At 70.4% G+C, this 15903-nt stretch carries 17 protein-coding genes; 4 read left to right on the forward strand and 13 right to left on the reverse strand.

Features of this window, described 5'->3' with window-relative positions:
• Positions 1–10: 10 nt before the first annotated feature.
• Positions 11–547: a transcription elongation factor GreB gene (gene greB / locus ABD056_RS15895; protein ID WP_343868204.1), complete on the reverse strand. Its 537-nt coding sequence runs from the start codon at positions 545–547 to the stop codon at positions 11–13.
• 189 nt (positions 548–736) lie between these two features.
• Here greB and ABD056_RS15900 point away from each other — a divergent pair, with 189 nt between their 5' ends.
• The gene (locus tag ABD056_RS15900; RefSeq protein ID WP_343868206.1) at positions 737–2791 is read left to right on the forward strand and encodes a methyl-accepting chemotaxis protein; all 2055 of its coding nucleotides are present in this window, start codon (positions 737–739) and stop codon (positions 2789–2791) included.
• A 32-nt stretch (positions 2792–2823) separates the two neighbouring features.
• Here the strand turns inward: ABD056_RS15900 and ABD056_RS15905 are convergent, their stop codons facing one another.
• Positions 2824–3774, reverse strand: coding sequence for a 2-dehydro-3-deoxygalactonokinase (locus ABD056_RS15905; RefSeq protein ID WP_343868208.1), 951 nt, complete (start codon positions 3772–3774; stop codon positions 2824–2826).
• Between the two features lie 141 nt (positions 3775–3915).
• Here ABD056_RS15905 and ABD056_RS15910 point away from each other — a divergent pair, with 141 nt between their 5' ends.
• Complete coding sequence (locus ABD056_RS15910; RefSeq protein ID WP_343868209.1) at positions 3916–4170, forward strand: GlsB/YeaQ/YmgE family stress response membrane protein; 255 nt, start codon at positions 3916–3918, stop codon at positions 4168–4170.
• 45 nt (positions 4171–4215) lie between these two features.
• Here ABD056_RS15910 and ABD056_RS15915 read toward each other — a convergent pair whose 3' ends face one another.
• The 3 genes from ABD056_RS15915 to ABD056_RS15925 are packed head-to-tail and all read right to left on the reverse strand — an operon-like array spanning position 4216 to position 6606.
• Positions 4216–4656, reverse strand: coding sequence for a universal stress protein (locus ABD056_RS15915; RefSeq protein ID WP_343868210.1), 441 nt, complete (start codon positions 4654–4656; stop codon positions 4216–4218).
• A gap of 30 nt (positions 4657–4686) precedes the next feature.
• Entirely contained in the window at positions 4687–5967 is a 1281-nt protein-coding gene (locus tag ABD056_RS15920; protein WP_343868211.1) for a TRAP transporter large permease, read from the reverse strand.
• 24 nt (positions 5968–5991) lie between these two features.
• On the reverse strand, positions 5992–6606 hold the full coding sequence (locus ABD056_RS15925) for a TRAP transporter small permease (protein ID WP_343868212.1): 615 nt from the start codon (positions 6604–6606) through the stop codon (positions 5992–5994).
• A 536-nt stretch (positions 6607–7142) separates the two neighbouring features.
• Here ABD056_RS15925 and ABD056_RS15930 point away from each other — a divergent pair.
• Positions 7143–8186: a TRAP transporter substrate-binding protein gene (locus ABD056_RS15930; RefSeq protein WP_343868213.1), complete on the forward strand. Its 1044-nt coding sequence runs from the start codon at positions 7143–7145 to the stop codon at positions 8184–8186.
• 65 nt (positions 8187–8251) lie between these two features.
• Here the strand turns inward: ABD056_RS15930 and ABD056_RS15935 are convergent, their stop codons facing one another.
• From ABD056_RS15935 to ABD056_RS15955, 5 genes are all read right to left on the reverse strand, one after another.
• Positions 8252–8662, reverse strand: coding sequence for a hypothetical protein (locus tag ABD056_RS15935; protein ID WP_343868214.1), 411 nt, complete (start codon positions 8660–8662; stop codon positions 8252–8254).
• A 49-nt stretch (positions 8663–8711) separates the two neighbouring features.
• Positions 8712–9062: a hypothetical protein gene (locus ABD056_RS15940; protein WP_343868215.1), complete on the reverse strand. Its 351-nt coding sequence runs from the start codon at positions 9060–9062 to the stop codon at positions 8712–8714.
• Positions 9063–9149: 87 nt separating this feature from the next.
• Positions 9150–11345, reverse strand: a complete 2196-nt coding sequence (locus ABD056_RS15945; RefSeq protein WP_425545045.1) for a malate synthase G — start codon at positions 11343–11345, stop codon at positions 9150–9152.
• A gap of 103 nt (positions 11346–11448) precedes the next feature.
• On the reverse strand, positions 11449–11940 hold the full coding sequence (locus ABD056_RS15950) for a hypothetical protein (protein WP_343868217.1): 492 nt from the start codon (positions 11938–11940) through the stop codon (positions 11449–11451).
• The gene (locus ABD056_RS15955) at positions 11937–12482 is read right to left on the reverse strand and encodes a glycine cleavage system transcriptional repressor (RefSeq protein WP_343868219.1); all 546 of its coding nucleotides are present in this window, start codon (positions 12480–12482) and stop codon (positions 11937–11939) included. Before ABD056_RS15955 ends, ABD056_RS15950 begins: the two co-directional genes overlap by 4 nt.
• A gap of 353 nt (positions 12483–12835) precedes the next feature.
• Here ABD056_RS15955 and ABD056_RS15960 point away from each other — a divergent pair, with 353 nt between their 5' ends.
• On the forward strand, positions 12836–13144 hold the full coding sequence (locus ABD056_RS15960; protein WP_343868220.1) for a hypothetical protein: 309 nt from the start codon (positions 12836–12838) through the stop codon (positions 13142–13144).
• A gap of 85 nt (positions 13145–13229) precedes the next feature.
• On the opposite strand, the gene ABD056_RS15965 is transcribed toward ABD056_RS15960, so the two are convergent.
• The 3 genes from ABD056_RS15965 to ABD056_RS15975 all read right to left on the reverse strand — a co-directional run.
• Positions 13230–13574 carry a YdbL family probable chaperone protein gene (locus ABD056_RS15965; RefSeq protein ID WP_343868222.1) on the reverse strand — a complete coding sequence of 115 codons (345 nt, stop codon included), beginning with the start codon at positions 13572–13574 and terminating at the stop codon, positions 13230–13232.
• Positions 13575–13603: 29 nt separating this feature from the next.
• Complete coding sequence (locus ABD056_RS15970; protein WP_343868224.1) at positions 13604–13819, reverse strand: YnbE family lipoprotein; 216 nt, start codon at positions 13817–13819, stop codon at positions 13604–13606.
• 100 nt (positions 13820–13919) lie between these two features.
• Positions 13920–15903, reverse strand: a 1984-nt coding sequence (locus ABD056_RS15975; protein WP_343868226.1) for an intermembrane phospholipid transport protein YdbH family protein, incomplete at its 5' end; no start/stop codon positions are given.

The raw sequence follows: 15903 nt of genomic DNA on the forward strand, positions 1-15903 counted from the left end.
CGGGCCGAACTCAAGCGCCGGGATAGGAAATCTTCAACACCTCCAGCACCTCCACCGCCGTCGGGGTGCGTACTTCCACCTCGTCGCCCACCTGCGCCTTCAGCAGGGCGCGGGCCACCGGCGACAGCCAGTTGATCTTGCCGGCGTTGAGGTCCGCCTCGTCGACGCCGACGATGGTGACGGTGCGTTCCTCGTCGCGGCTGTTCACATAGGTGACGGTGGCGCCGAAGTAGACGCGGCTGCGGTCCGTCTGGGCCGAGGGGTCGACCACCAGCGCGTTGTCGAGCCGCTTGCGCAGGAAGCGGATGCGCTTGTCGAGGCGGCGCAGTTCCCGCTTGCCTTCGATGTAGTCGGCGTTCTCGCTGCGGTCGCCCAGGCTGGCGGCCCATTCCACCACCCGCACCACCTCTGGCCGGCGGTCGCGCCAGATGTGGTTCAGCTCGTCCAGCAGGGCCTTGTGCCCGGCGGGGGTCATGTAGAACTTGCCGCCGGTGGGCAGGGGGCCGGCGTCGTCGTCGTCGTCATCGTCGTCATGACGGGCGGCCATGGGCGAGTCGCTCCCTTGGCTGGGGTGGGTCGGGGGACCCGTACTGCCGTAAAAGCAGCAGTCGATGCAAGCGGTTCATGATTCCTCAACGGTTGCGGGGGTACTCCTTGTCGAAAGTCAAACTGCGCCCGGTCAACCGGGCGCATGCTGCGTCGGTCGGCTGACCGTCGTGAGCCGGAGGGGAACGCCATGCTGTCACTGATGTCGCGCGGACGCATCCGCACCCGTATCGCCGTTGCCGTTCTGGTGCCCATCCTGGGGCTGATCGTATTCGCCGCGATGCAGCTCAACCGCTCCTACCAGGGCATGGTCGAGACGGCGGCGCTGCGGCAGGTGGCGGGCGTGGCGCCGGCCATTTCCGCCCTGGTGCACGAACTGCAGAAGGAGCGCGGCGCGACCTCGGGCTATCTCGCCTCCCGCGACGATGCCTTCCGCCGCCTGCTGGAGGACCAGCGTCGGCTGTCCGACGGCGCCCTGGCGACTCTGCGGCCGCAGCTGGCCGAACTGCGCCGCGCCAGTGCCGACCGTATTCTGCTGACCCAGGTGGACAAGCTGGAGCAGCGGCTGGGCGATCTGGCCGCCACCCGCTCCGGCGCCGACAGCGGCAGCACCGAAGTGCCGGCCGTCATCGCCTGGTACACCGGCACCATCGCCGCCAACCTGGAGGTGATCGGCCGCATGGGCGTGGTCGCCTCCAATGCCGAGGTGACGCGCGGCGTCGCCGCCTATCTCGGCTGGCTGCAGGCCAAGGAACGGGCCGGCATCGAGCGGGCCACCGGATCGGCCGGGTTCGGCGCCGGCGCCTTCCCGCCCGCCCTGCACGAGCGCTTCATCGGCCTGCAAGGCGCCCAGCAGGCCTTTACCGCCACCTTCGAGACCTTCGCCACCGACGCCTGGAAGGAAGCCGCCGCCGCCGTCGCCCGCAGCCCGGTGACGCAGGAGGTGGACCGCATGCGGCGCATCGGCATCGAGAGCATGGGCGGCCCGACCCAGGGCGTCGAGGCGCCGGTGTGGTTCAAGACCACCACCGCCCGCATCGACCTGATGAAGCAGGTGGAAGACCGCATCGCCGCCGACCTGATCGCCCAGCTGGAGGATCTGGCCGGCACTGCCCGCACCGGCTTTACCGTCACCCTGCTGGTGTCGCTGGCCTTCGTGGCGGCGACGCTGCTGCTGGTGACCGTCATCGTGCGCGGCATCGTCGGCCCGGTGCGCGCCCTGACGCGGGAAATGGCGCTGCTGGCCGATGGCGACACCTCCATGGTGCCGGCCGGACTCGACCGCACCGACGAGGTGGGCGACATGGCCCGCGCGGTGGAGGTCTTCCGCGACCACATGATCCGCGCCGACCGTCTGGCCGAGGAACAGCGGCAGGCGCAGGAGGCCCGTGCCGCCCGCGCCGCCCATATCGAGGACCTGACCGCCGATTTCGACCGCGTGGTGACCTCGCTGCTCGACACCGTGGCGGCCGCCGCCGGCGACCTGGAAACCACGGCGGAAACCATGTCGGCCATCGCCGAGGAAACCAGCCGCCAGGCGCTCGCCGTCTCCGCCGCCGCCGAGGAAGCGAGCGTGAACGTGGAGACGGTGGCCGCCTCGGCGGAGGAACTGCACGCCTCATCCACCGAAATCGGCCGCCGCGTCACCGAGAGCAGCACCGTCACCCGCAAGGCCGCCGCCCAGGCGGAGGAAACCGCTGGCGTCGTTTCCCGCCTGGCCGACAGCGCTCAGAAGATCGGCGAGGTGGTCAGCCTGATCGCCGACATCGCCGACCAGACCAACCTGCTGGCCCTGAATGCCACCATCGAGGCGGCACGGGCGGGTGATGCCGGCAAGGGCTTTGCCGTGGTGGCGAGCGAGGTCAAGGCCCTGGCCGGCCAGACCGCCAAGGCGACCGAGGACATCAGCCGCCAGATTGCCGAGGTTCAGACCGCCACCGGCCACGCCGTCGATGCCATCGCCGCCATCGGCGACATGGTGCGCGACGTCGACCATGCCGCCTCGGCCATCGCCTCGGCGGTGGAGGAGCAGAACGCCGCCACGGCGGAAATCGCCCGCAACATCGGCCAGGCCTCGGCCGGCGCCAACGACGTGTCGGCCAACATCGGCGGCGTCACGGCGGCGGCGGGCGAGGCGGGCAAGGCGGCCGGCGGCGTGCTGCACGCCTCGGAACGCCTCACCCGCGACAGCACTCAGCTGCGCGAGACGGTGCGCCGCTTCCTGGCCGACGTGCGCTCGGCCTGAGGGAAGGGGCGGCGCCTCCGTCGCGGGCGCGGTCAGCCCTCGGCCGGCGGCAGGCTCTGGCGGTGGCGGCGGATGATGGCCGCCACCCCAGCCACCGTCGCCGCCCGTCCGTCGACGTAGCGGGTGGCGTGGCCGCAGTAGGTCAGCGCCCGCTGGTAGGGGCCGCGCAGCACCTCCGAACACACCAGCAGCACCTCGCGGCCGCCGGAATGGTAGTGGTCGTCCATGGCCCGCACTTCGTGCCCGATCAGCAGGCCGGAGAGGAACGGCGCGATATGCTCCGGCTTCAGCCCGCCGTAGAGGTAGCGGGAGCGGGCGGTGAACACGTGGTCGAGCAGGCCGCCGTCGTGGGTGGACTGCTCCAGCCCCTGTTCGAAGGCGGCGTCGTTCCACGGCGCCTTGCGGTCCGCCGGCTTGCCGAGGATGGTGTGGTCGAGCAGGGTGTTGTAGATCTCGCCCGTCATGTTGGTGGTGAAGCGGATCAGGCAGCCGTCCTTGGCCTCGGCCCATTTGCTGTGGTTGCCGGGCAGGCAGAGGATGGCGTCGCTGTGGTCGGTCAGCGACAGGGCGCCGAAGATCTGCACTTCCTCGCCGCGCATGACGTCGATGCGGCCGTCGTCCTCCTCCACCCGCACGCCGGGGATGATGAAGGCGTCGGGCATGTTGGGCACTTCGACCACGCAGGTGGCGAGGTCGTCCGGCCCCTGCGGCAGCGCCGGCTGCGGCGCCTCCAGCCAGCCGATCTGCGAGCCGACCATGCCGGCCATGTAGACCGGCGGCCGCACCGCGCGGCGCGGGTTGTCACGCCAGCGCGACAGCACCGCCCGGCAGTATCCCGGCAGCTCCTGGCGGGCGAGGTCGCGCATGCCGCGGCCCTCGGGGATTTCGCCCTGCACCTCGCCGGTGTCCAGGTTCACCAGCCAGGCGCGGAAGTTCTTTGCACCCCAATCGACAACGATGGCCGCGGCCTCGGTGTCCGCCATGTCACCCTCCACTCCTTGGTCTTGTCCCGCCCTGGCGCAACGTCGTGGACCCGGCGGGAGATCGGGGCGTTATTAGCACCACACGGACCGCGCGAAAAGGCGCGCCGCGTCGCTGATTAACGCAGGTTGAAGGAGGTAGTCTTGGGTATCATCGCATGGATCATTTTCGGCCTCATCGCCGGGGCCATCGCCAAGCTGATCATGCCGGGCAAGGACCCGGGCGGCTTCATCGTCACCATCCTGATCGGCATCGTCGGCGCCGTCATCGGCGGCTTCATCGGCCAGGCGCTGGGCTTCGGCGGGGTGGACGGCTTCAACCTGGGCAGCATGGTGATCGCCGTCCTGGGCGCTATCGTGCTGCTGATCGGCTACCGCGTCATCAAGGGCCGCGCCTGAGGCGGCATGACGGAGCGGGGGCGGGCATCCGTCCCCGCCGTTGCCTCAGGTGACGGTGATGCAGGTGCAGGGTGCCAGCGTCGCCACCCGGTTGGAGACCGAGCCCAGCATCAGCCCGTCGCCCAGGCCGGTCTTGCCGAGCACGATGCAGTCGATGGCGTGCTCCTTGGTGTAGTCCAGCAGCACCCGCGACGGCTTGCCGCGCTTCACGGCGCCCTTGATGCCGGTCGCCCCCAGGTCGCGGGCGCGGGCCACGCCCATGTCGACGATCTCCCGCGCGATCTGCTTCAGCGCCTCGTCGGGGGCCGACAGGCCGGCGCGTGGCCGCACCAGCGAGTGCGAGCTTTCGAAGTGGCCGTAGTGGCGGTAGACCGACACGATGTGCAGGCAGGCATCGAACTTGTCTTCCAGCTGCACCGCCAGTTCCAGCGCCTTCATGGCCCGGTCGGAGCCATCCAGCCCTACGAGGATGTTGTTGAAATACACGGGCTTCCTCCCTGGTCTTGAGAAGTCTCCTCAGCGGAAGGCGAGGTCGCGCAGGAACAGCGCGATCTGCGGGAAGGCGATCAGCAGCACCGACGACAGCAGCAGCATGACGATGAACGGCGGCGTGCCGCGGATCACCTCCACATAGGGCCGGCGGAAGATGGCGATGCCGGTGAAGATGTCGCAGCCGAAGGGCGGCGTCGCCGAGCCGATGGCCACCTGCAGCGTGACGATGGTGCCGACCAGCACCGGGTCGAGCCCCGCCCCCTGCACCAGCGGCGCGAAGATCGGCACCAGCACCAGGATCACCACGATGGGGTCGACGAACATGCAGCCGATGAAGAAGGCGATGGAGATGGCCACCAGCACCATGGTCGGGCCGGCATTCTCCAGCCCCAGGCTGCCGATGATCGCCTGCGGCACCATGGCGAAGCTGATGATCCAGGAAAACGCCGCGCCGGCGCCGACCAGGATGAACACCACGGCGGTGATGAGACCGGTGGACAGGGCGATCTCCGGCAGTTCGCGCAGTGTGACGGCGCGGAAGATCAGCACCTCCAGGATCAGCGCGTAGGCCACCGCCACGGCGGCGGCCTCGGTCGGGCTGAAGATGCCGCCGTAGATGCCGCCGATGATGATGACCGGGAACCCCAGCGGCCACAGGGCGCCACGGATGGCCTTCAGGCGCTCGCCCCAGGTGGCGCGGGGCTGGGTGGGGATGCCTTCGCGGATGGCGAACACCACCGAATAGGCGGCGAACATGGCCAGGATCATCAGCCCCGGCCCGATGCCGGCGATGAACAGCTCGGCGATGGAGGTGCCGGAGATGACGCCGTAGATGATCATGCCGATGGACGGCGGGATCAGGAAGGCAATGTCGCTGGCGTTGATGGTCAGCGCCATGACGAAGCTGTCCTTGTAGCCGGCTTCCACCATCTTCGGCCGCAGTGGCCCGCCCACCGCCACCACCGTCGCCTGGGTGGAGCCGGAAACGGCGCCGAACAGGGTGCAGGTGACGGCCGCCGTCACCGCCAGCCCGCCCTTCAGATGGCCGACGAAGCGCAGCACCAGGTCCAGCAGCCGGTCGGCGGTGTGGCCCTTGGTGACGATGTCGGCGGCCAGGATGAACATGGGCACGGCAATCAGCGCCGACGGGCTGACGCCGCCGATCATCTGCTGCACGATGTTGGTAGTCGGCATGCCCGGAAAGAAGGCGATGAAGGCGATGATGGTCGCCGCCAGCAGCGGAATCATCATGGGGAAGCCGAGCAGCAGCAGCCCGATCATCACCCCCAGCATGACTGCGGTCATGGGGTTGGTCTCCTCTGCGGCCGGCTATTCGCGGTCGGCGCCGCTCTGCGCCATGGTGTCGTCGATATCTTCGTAGGTATCGATGGTCTCCCACGACAGCCAGACATCGTCGCTGTCGCGCAGATTGCGCAGCACCGTCAGGGCGTACTGGATGCCGGTGAGGAAGAAGCCGAAGGGCACCCACACATAGGTCAGGTACAGCGGCACCTGCAGCGCCGGGGTGACGCGGCGGGAGGTGGCGACCGACATCACGTATTCCAGGCTCACCCACGCCAGCCAGAACATGACGGCGCCGGTGACGGCGGCGATGACGATCATCAGCCCCTTGCGGGCGCGGTCGCCCAGCTGGTCGTAGAAGGCGGACATGCGGATGTGGCGGCCGCGGCGGGTGGCGTAGCCAAGGCCGACGAAAGTCACCAGCACGATCAGGAACTGGTTCAGCTCTTCCGAGAAGTACAGGCTCTGGCCGAAGATGTAGCGGCTGACCACATTGGAAATGGTGTTCAGGAACATCGCCAGAATGCCGTAGGCGAGGATGAAGCTTTCAACCTTCGCCAGGATGCGATCAAGCAGCGTCACCGCCGCCAATGCCGGATGGCGTCGCCCGCCGCCCTCCGGCGGACCCGAGCGTCCGTCCATGCGCCGTCCTCCTGTGTCTCCCCTTGCCCCGGGGGCCGCAACTCCCACTAGCAACGTCGAACCGGCGTTCCCGTTGCGGCGTTGTGGATGATGATCGGGCGCGCCCGCCCCATGACCGGCAACGCCGCACAAGGCTAGGTCAGAACACTCGCAGGATCAACCGCCATGACCGCCAGATGGCCGCAGCCCGCCTCCAGACATGCGGAGGATGGGTGCGGCAGGGCACCAATATCACCCCTCGCTTCGCCGCGACTCGTTGCTGTGCGGGGTGAAGCGGCAATTTCACGCAGCCACGCAACGGGCCGGATTGGACTGTCACGGGCTGATCATAATTCTGTCGGTGGAGAATTTATCCTTGCGCCGGTTTTTCCGGCGTTGCTAGCATGGTGGACCCAGAGCGCAAGCTCGCCCCTTCGGTCGTCGCGCAGGAAGCCCGGCGGCCGCGGCTCCCGGCACCGCCTTCGGCGCGGCGCGCTGCCCCCACCGGCGGTCGCGGGGAGCCGCCCACTCGGACCCAACCGAAGGAGAGCCTTCCCATGACCATCCGCACCCTCGGCACGGCGATCACTGCCGCCGCCGCCATCGTCGCCGCATCCGCCAGTCTGTCGGCGGCCCAGGCCGAGACCTGGAAATTCGCGCTGGAGGAGATCGAAGGCAGCGTCCAGGACCAGTACGCCAAACGCTTCAAGGAACTGGTGGAGGAGCGCACGGGCGGCGAGGTCACCGTGCAGATCTACCCCTACGGCGCGCTCGGCACCTCGTCGCAGCTGACGGAACTGGTGGCCAACGGCACGCTGGAATTCGCCAATGCCTCGCCGGGCCATCTGGCGACCATGGTGCCGGAAATCGGCGTCTTCAACCTGCCCTACATCCTCAGCAGCCAGGAGGAGGTGAACAAGCAGGTGCTCACCGAAGGCAGCACCGTCTACGAGATGCTGGCCCCGCGGTTCGAGGACAAGAACCTCAAGCTGATCACCATGTACCCGGAAGGCGAAATGGTGTGGACCACCAACCGCGAGGTCCGCAGCCCCGACGACATGCGCGGCTTCAAGATGCGCACCATGACCTCGCCGATCCTCACCGAGTCCTACAAGGCCATGGGCGCCGACCCGACGCCGATGCCCTATGGCGAGGTCTACGGCGCCCTGCAGCTGGGCCAGATCGACGGCCAGGTGAACCCGGTGTTCGCCATCGAGGAAATGAAGTTCTACGAAGTGTCGGACTACATGATCTGGGCGGGCGAGCAGGAATTCACCACCACCGTGGTCACCAACGCCAACTTCTTCAACGGCTTGCCCGATGATCGCAAGAAGGTGGTGGAAGAGGTGACGGCGGAACTGGCCGACTTCATCTTCGAGGTGAAGCAGCAGTACGCCCAGGAACGGCTGGAGAAGATCAGGCAGGCCCGGCCCGACCTGCCCATGATCGAGCTGTCCGAGGAAGAACGCGCCCGCTTCCAGGAGGCCGCCATGCAGGCCCGCGACGTCTACATCGGCATGACCGGCGGTGCCGGCGGCGAGGGCGAGCAGGTGCTCGAAGCCCTGACGCGCGAGATCGAGCAGCTGGAAACCGACGGCTGATCAGGCTCTGGAGCCCTGCGGCGGCGGCGACGCCATGCCGCTGCCGCAGGGCGATCCCGGTGGTATCAGTTCAGGTTGAGACCCGCCGGCGGTGCCGGGCGGCCGCGGCGACGGGTCGGCGGGGCCAGGGCGCGGCAGGCGAGGTCGTTGATGCGCACCAGCCGCATGGCCAGCGTGCCGCCGCATTCCAGCGGCCGCAGGGTCAGGGTGCGGCAGGTGATGGTGTCGGCCACGCGCAGCAGGCGCGGCACCAGCGCCGGCGGAACATCGCTCAGCAGCCCTTCGCGGGCGGCGGAGGCCAGCGCCAGCCACAGCGCCGTATCGGCGGCGATGGCCCGCGTCAGCTGGTCCGGCGTGGTGGCGCAGGCGATGCGCTCGCTGGCGTCGAACAGGGCGACGGCGATGTCGTGGGCGGTGATCGGGGCCGGGTCCGGCGCCTGCGGGCCGGACGCCGGACGAACATGGATGGCGTACATCAAAGCCTCCCGGATGAGCATGTGAAACGGCGGAAGCGCGGGTCGGTTCTCAGACCGGCGCCACCATCCGGGGAGGGGGCAGCAGCGGCCGCATCGGCAGCGCGTGCAGGCGGCGGTCCGCTTCGGGCCAGCCGAGGGAGGTCGACAGCCGCGCCGGCGGCTGCAGCACCGAGGTGGCCCGCCCGAAGCCTTCGCCAAGGGCGGTGCCGCGTTCGGTCCCGTCATCGTCGCTCATGCTGGCGGCCCGTTCGGCGGCGAGCACGTCGCCATCGATCAGGTCATCCACCACCGCCATGTCCAGGCACGCCTGCCCGACCGCCGCAACGGCGGCGGACGGCCGCAGCTGCGGCACCAGCAGCGCAAGCAGGACGATCAGAATGACGATGGCCGGTCGAAGCATGGGCGTCGCGGACCTCCTGGCCGCGATCATAGGCGCGGCGGGGCCCGCTGCCTATCCCTTTCGACCGGCACCGTCTTCACGAGTGCGTCAGCGTGACAAATGGGAGACACCTGCCGCCGCCTTGGCCTCGCGCCGGCGGGCGTGCAGCACCGGCTCGGTATAGCCGCTCGGCTGCTGGCGGCCGAGGAACACGAGGTCGCAGGCAGCGCGGAAGGCGACGCTGGCGGCGAAGTCGGGCGCCATCGGCCGGTAGGACGGGTCGCCGGCGTTCTGGCCGTCCACCACCGCCGCCATGCGCTCCAGCGTCGCCCGCACCTGGTCCGCCGTGACGATGCCGTGGTGCAGCCAGTTGGCGATGTGCTGGCTGGAGATGCGCAGGGTCGCCCGGTCCTCCATCAGGCCGATGTCGTTGATGTCGGGCACCTTGGAACAGCCGACGCCGTGGTCCACCCAGCGCACCACATAGCCGAGGATGCCCTGGCAGTTGTTGTCCAGTTCGGCCTGCACCTCGGCCGCCGACCAGTTGGGGCGGTCGGCCAGCGGCGGCGTCAGGATGTCGGCCAGCGCCGCGCGCGGGCGGCTGCGCAGCGCCTCCTGCCGGGCGCTGACGTCGACCTCGTGGTAGTGCAGGGCGTGCAGGGTGGCGGCGGTGGGCGAGGGCACCCAGGCGGTGCTGGCGCCGGCCTGCGGGTGGGCGATCTTCTGCGCCATCATGTCGGCCATGCGGTCGGGCATCGCCCACATGCCCTTGCCGATCTGCGCCCGGCCGCGCAGGCCGCAGGCGAGCCCGATGTCGACGTTCCAGTCCTCGTAGGCCCTTATCCACGCCGCCGTCTTCATGTCGCCCTTGCGCACCACCGGGCCGGCTTCCATGCAGGTGTGGATCTCGTCGCCGGTGCGGTCGAGGAAGCCGGTGTTGATGAACACCACCCGTTCCTGCGCCGCCCGGATGCATTCCTTGAGGTTGACGGTGGTGCGCCGTTCCTCGTCCATGATGCCCATCTTCAGGGTGTTGCGCCGCAGGCCGAGGGCGTCCTCCACCCGGCCGAACAGCTCGCTGGCGAAGGCCACTTCCTCCGGCCCGTGCATCTTCGGCTTGACGATGTAGACCGAGCCGCTGCGGCTGTTGCGGTAACGGCCGTAGCCGCCCAGGTCGTGCAGGGCGATGGCCGCCGTCACCATGGTGTCGAGGATGCCCTCGGGGATCTCCGAGCCGTCCTGCAGGCGCACGGCGTCGATGGTCATCAGGTGGCCGACGGTGCGCACCAGCATGAGCGAGCGGCCGGGCAGGGTGATGGTCTCGCCGTCGCGGCCGGTGAAGGTGATGTCCGGGCTCAGGTGGCGCTCCAGGGTGCGGCCGCCCTTCTCGAACACCGCCGTCAGGTCGCCGCGCATGAGGCCGAGCCAGTTGCGGTAGACCGCCACCTTGTCCTCGGCATCGACGGCGGCGACGGAATCCTCGCAGTCCATGATGGTGGAGACCGCACTTTCCAGGATCACGTCGGCAATGCCGGCCGGGTCGCTGCCGCCGATGGGGTGGCTGCGGTCGATGCGGATTTCGGCGTGCAGGCCGTGGTTGACCAGCAGGATGGCGGCTGGGTCGGTGGGATCGCCGCTGAAGCCCGCCAGGCGGTCGGGGTCCTGCAGGCCGACGCGGCTGCCGTCGCGCAGGGTGACCGCCAGTTCCTCGCCATCGACGGAATATCCGGCGGCATCGGCATGGCTGGCGCCGTCGCGCAGCGGGGCGATACGGTCCAGCGCCTCACGGGCGCGGGCGATGACCAGGGCGCCGCGCTGCGGGTCATAGCCGCCGGCCCCGCCGCCATCCGCCGGCGGCGCCACCGCATCGGTGCCGTAGAGGGCATCGTAGAGGCTGCCCCAGCGGGCATTGGCGGCATTGAGGGCATAGCGCGCGTTGCTCACCGGCACCACCAGCTGCGGCCCGGCCAGAACGGCGATCTCGGCATCGACGTCGGAGGTGGTGACCTGGAAATCCGGCCCCTCCGGCAGCAGGTAACCGATGTCGCGCAGGAAGGCGGTGTAGGCGTCGCGGTCGAAGGGCTGGCCGCGGTGCTCGCGGTGCCAGGCGTCGATCTGCGCCTGCAGGCGGTCGCGGGTCTCCAGCAGGGCGCGGTTGCGCGGGGCCAGGTCGTGGGCGATGGCGTCCAGGGCCTGCCAGAAGTCGTCCGGCTGGACCGGGGTGTTGCGCAGCGCCTCGGTATTGATGAAGTCGTGGAGCGGCTTGGCGACGCGCAGGCGTCCGGTGTCGATCCAGTCGGTCACGATGGCCATGTCCCTGTCTGTCGTTTCGAGGCCGGCGGCGCCGGGGCGGGCCGCCGTTATGTGCTTGAGGATCGGGCCCCGCCGCCTCTGCCGCAAGGGGCGGCTAGGGCTGCTGCGGGCCGCGCAGCCGGGCAGGGCCGGTGAGCGTGCGGGTGCGGCGTTCAAACTCGCGGCTGTCGAAGCGGGCGTCGCGGCCGAGCGGCATGGAGGCGGCGACCCGGAACAGGGCCGGGTGGATGTCCGGCCCGTCGGCGCCGCCCAGGGTGAACAGCGGCCGGCTCCAGGCGGCGGTCGCCATCAGCTCGATCAGCGCCAGCAGGCGGAAGCACAGGGCGATGCCATGGGCGGTGTCGAGCCCCACCAGCCGGTTGATGCCGGCCACCCAGACGCGGGCGTCCATGTCCTCGAACAGCAGCGTCACCTCGCCGCCGGGGCCGCGGAAGGTGACGCCGGCGGCATCGTCCCAGGCCGCCTGCAGCCCCATCTCGGCGGCGACGGTGGCGGCGTCCCAGGCCCGCATCAGGTCCCCCGGGGCGACAGCCGGCAGGGCGTCCGGCGTCACCGGGCTGTCGATCAGGATGCGGCTGCCGGTCATTGCGCCGGATGCAGCCGGTCCGCGGCGTCCACGTGGCATTCCAGGTGCAGTTCGCCGGCGGTGTTGGCGGCGGTGTTGAGGCAGCGGTCGACGGCGGCGGGCGGGATGGCGACGTCGAACCGCACCACATACTGCCCGTCGCCGCCATCCGGGACATGCTCGGCGCTCATGCGCACGATGTTGGCCTCGTACTGGCCGAACACCTCGGCCATGCGGGCGACCAGACCCGGCCGGTCGCCGCCGCGCACGAACACCCGGTGGGTGACGCGGCCGCCGGCGTCGGCCACCGGATCAAGGCCGAAGGGGCGCACCTCGATGCGGGCGTCGGCAGCTTCGGGCAGGGCGGCGAGGGCGGCGTGGATTTCGTCGGCCGTCACGTCCTCCGGCGCCTCGCACACGGCGCTGAACTCGGCGGCGGTGCCGAGCACGGCGAAGGAGGTGTCGCCAAGGTTCACCCCCAGTTCGAACAGCCGCCCGGCCACGGCGGCCACCAGGCCGGTGCGGTCGGGGCAGAACAGGGTGACGAGAAGGTGCTGGGTCATGGGGGCGGCTCGCTTGTCTGCCTGGGACGGGGCGGGCGGTGGGGGCGCCGGGCCAATGGCGCGCCGGACAGAAACGCGCGGCGGCCGTCGCCGATCATGCCGTGCCGGCAGGGGCGGGCGCAAGCCGGGTGCCGGAGCAGGATTTCGTTAAAGATCGGTTGACGAACGGTGAATGGTGCCTAAACTAAAAGGGTAGACGTGTATCTACGATTACTTGCTTCCACACGCCTATCCGAAGGGTCTACCCCATGTCCGTCGCAGCCGGCAAGGTCGGCGCGCCTATCGCGAGCGCCACAACGGCCCGCCTTCCCGTGGCGGGGCGGTCGACGTTCGCTACTGGCGAGGCGATGCCGGTGGCGGACATCTTCGCGAGCGGTGGCGCCGGCCCGGACGACGATGCCGTCCGCGACGACGACTGGCACGGCGGCGGCGGGGCGGAGTACCGGCAGCCCAAGGCGCGCAAGCCAATCATCGTGTCGCGCTTCACCAGCGTGCTGACCACCTACGAGATCGACCGCTTCCTGTTCCAGTTCCGCATGATCGCCAACGACCCGGTGCCGCTCATGCCCATCGGGTCGGCGGCGCACCGCTACGAAAGCAATTACATCGTCCTGCGCTACGGCACATCGCTGCACGGACGGCACTACAACCACCTTCACTGACGGGTGAAGGAAGGGCGGCGGAAAAAGACGGGGCGGCCAGGGGCCGCCCCGCTGCCTTTCGGCCCCCATGAGCGTCAGGCGGCGCCTACTTCTGCTGCCACTGACCGGCCGGGGTCATGACGAAGGTGCCGGGCGGAACCTTGTTGATGAGCGACTGCCCGGCCAGCTTCTGCACCTCGGAAACCGGCACGCCGCGCTGTTCGGCGATGCGGCGGTATTCTTCCATGCGCTGGGCGTTGATGCGGGCGGCCAGGGCCTCCGCCTCGCCGCCGCCCTGCACGGGCGCCAGCAGGCCGTCGAAGCGTTCCCCCACCAGCCCCTGGGCGCGGGCCTGATCCAGGTCGAGCGCCGCCGCCGGGCCGACGGCGGCAAGGGCGCAGCCGAGGCCCAGCAGGGCAACGGCGGCAGTGCGGCGCAGGCGGTGCAGCATGGTCATTCCCTCCGACGATGGGGCCGGCATCAGAACAGGTCCCCGCGTTCCTTGAACAGGTCTTCAACGTCCTTCTCGACTCGGACGCGGATTTCCTGCTCGATCTTCACGTTCAGGTTGATGACGATGGGCTTGTCCGGGGCTTCCACCTTCACCGTCGGCTGGCAGGCCGCCAGAAGCAGCACCGCCGCCACGGCCATGGCGGAAGTCGGCAGAAGGACCGGGCGGAGGGGCGGGCGGATCATCAGGCTGCTCCGTGCGGCGGGACCGGCGGAACGCACCGTCCCGCTTCTGCTAATGAACTCATAGATAATGGCAAAGGGATGGCGAGCCTAGCCTTTTTGCTCACGGGTTCACCTTGAACTGCTCCATGCGCTCGCGGATGCGGTCGGGCACGCGGTAGCCGGACAGGCCGGCCTGCAGCGCCTTGGCCAGCTCGCCGCTGATGCTCAGGTTGAACTCCACCGGATAGCCGTCGTAGAAGCCGGGGTTGGAGCCGGCGATGTGCAGGCGCACGGTCATCTGCCCGCTGGCCCGCCCGTCCACCGTCAGCGACAGATCCTGATAGCGGAAATCGCGGAGCGCCTGCAGCACCAGATCGACGCTCTCGCCGCCGCCGAGCAGGGCGGCGGGCACTTCCTCCGGCCGGTAGACCAGACGCTCCGACATGGTGCTGCGCAGGACGGCGTTGTCGATGATGACGTCGCCGTCCTCGAACCGCAGCGGCACCGTGCCGGCCAGCTGACCGCGCGCCCGCAGGCCGTCGATGCCGGCCAGATCCACCAGCGGCCCGAGGCCCATGCCGTGGACGTCCAGGGTGGCGCCGCCGCCGTCGAGGCTGAGCGGGATGGCGGTCGGCCGCGCCCGGATGGTGCCGCCGGCCAGGGTGGCGGAGGCGTCTTCCAGGTGCAGGGTGTCGCGCTCGATCTCGAAGGTCGCCACGGCATCCAGCAGCGGCAGCCCGGCATCGACGGCGGCCACCGACACCTGCTGCCGCGGCGGCGTGCGCAAGGGGCTGAGGCCGGTCAGCACGACGACCCCGTTCACCCGCGTCAGCCCGACGAAACCCTGTGTGAGATTAACGTCCTGCAGCAGCACCTTGAGGTTCGGCCGCAGCACGCCGGCGGCGGTCCAGGCGAGGCTGCCGTCCACCGCCACGGCACCGCTGACCCCTTGCGCCAGGGTACCGAGCAGGCCGTGCAGGTGTTCCGGCCGCAGTGCCTGGGGGTCGAACACCTGCCGCAGCACCGCCACCGTCAGCCGGCCGCTGCCGTCGGTCAGGCTGACGCTGCCGCGGGCGCTGGCGACCAGGGTGTTGCCGACGTCGCGCAGGTCGCCGCTGACCGCAAGGGCGTCGGCCGCCGTGTCGTCGGGGCGGGCCTGGAGGGTGAGGCGGTAGGGCCGCAGCGGCGAGCGGGCGGCGGCCTCGGTGCTCTCGCCGGGCAGGGCATCCAGCCGGCCGGCCAGGGTGACGGCGGGGCCGTCGGCGGCCAGCGCCGCCTCCAGGGTGGCATCGCGCAGATCGACCCCGGCGATACGGACGCTGCCGCCGCTGCCGCTGACGGTCGCCACCGCCGGCACGCCCGCCCCGGCCACGGCGGCGGTGACGTCCACCTGGGCGAAGGCCAGCCGCGCCGGCCCCTGCGGCGTCGTCAGGTCGATGGCGGGGGCGGCGAAGGCCCCCCGCAGGGTCACCTGCGGCCCGCCGTCGACGCCGCGATCCAGCCGCAGCAGCGGCCCTTGCGGGGCCGCCAGGGTCAGCGTCACCGGGCCGGTGGCGGCGATGCCCTCGGCGAGGCGCAGGTCTTCCAGCACCAGACGGCCGCTGTCGGCGAAGACGGCGCCGGTGAGACCGGGGGTGGCGGTCAGCCGCACCTCGGCGGCCAGACGGCCTCGCCCGGCGGTCGGTCCGCCGAGCACCAGCGTTGCCGCCTCCGCTTCCAGGGTGCCGGTGGCGGTCAGGCCCTCCGGCGTCAGGGTCAGGGTGCCGTCGGCCAGGGAGGCGCGCAGCGGCGTGGCGCCGACGGTGACGCCCTCCACCGTCGCCGCCATGCCGCGCAGGGCCCCGCCGAACCCGCCGTCGCCGAGGCGCAGGATGCCGGCGGCGGCGTTGGCGGCGGCGGCCTGATCGCGGCGGCCGGTGAGGGCGAGCCCGTCGGTGGTGAGGGCGCTGCTGCCGTCGCTGTCGAACAGGCTGGTGACGGTGGCGACGGGCGGTCCGCCGGCGGCGGACGACAGGGTGAGGTGCAGCGGCCCGTCGCCGCCGAAGCCGGCCAGCAGCGCCGCCGGCCCGGCGGGGGAGGCGGCGGCGGGCAGACCCACCCGCTCG

Source organism: Caenispirillum bisanense (assembly GCF_039523075.1).
GTDB lineage: Bacteria > Pseudomonadota > Alphaproteobacteria > Rhodospirillales > Rhodospirillaceae > Caenispirillum > Caenispirillum bisanense.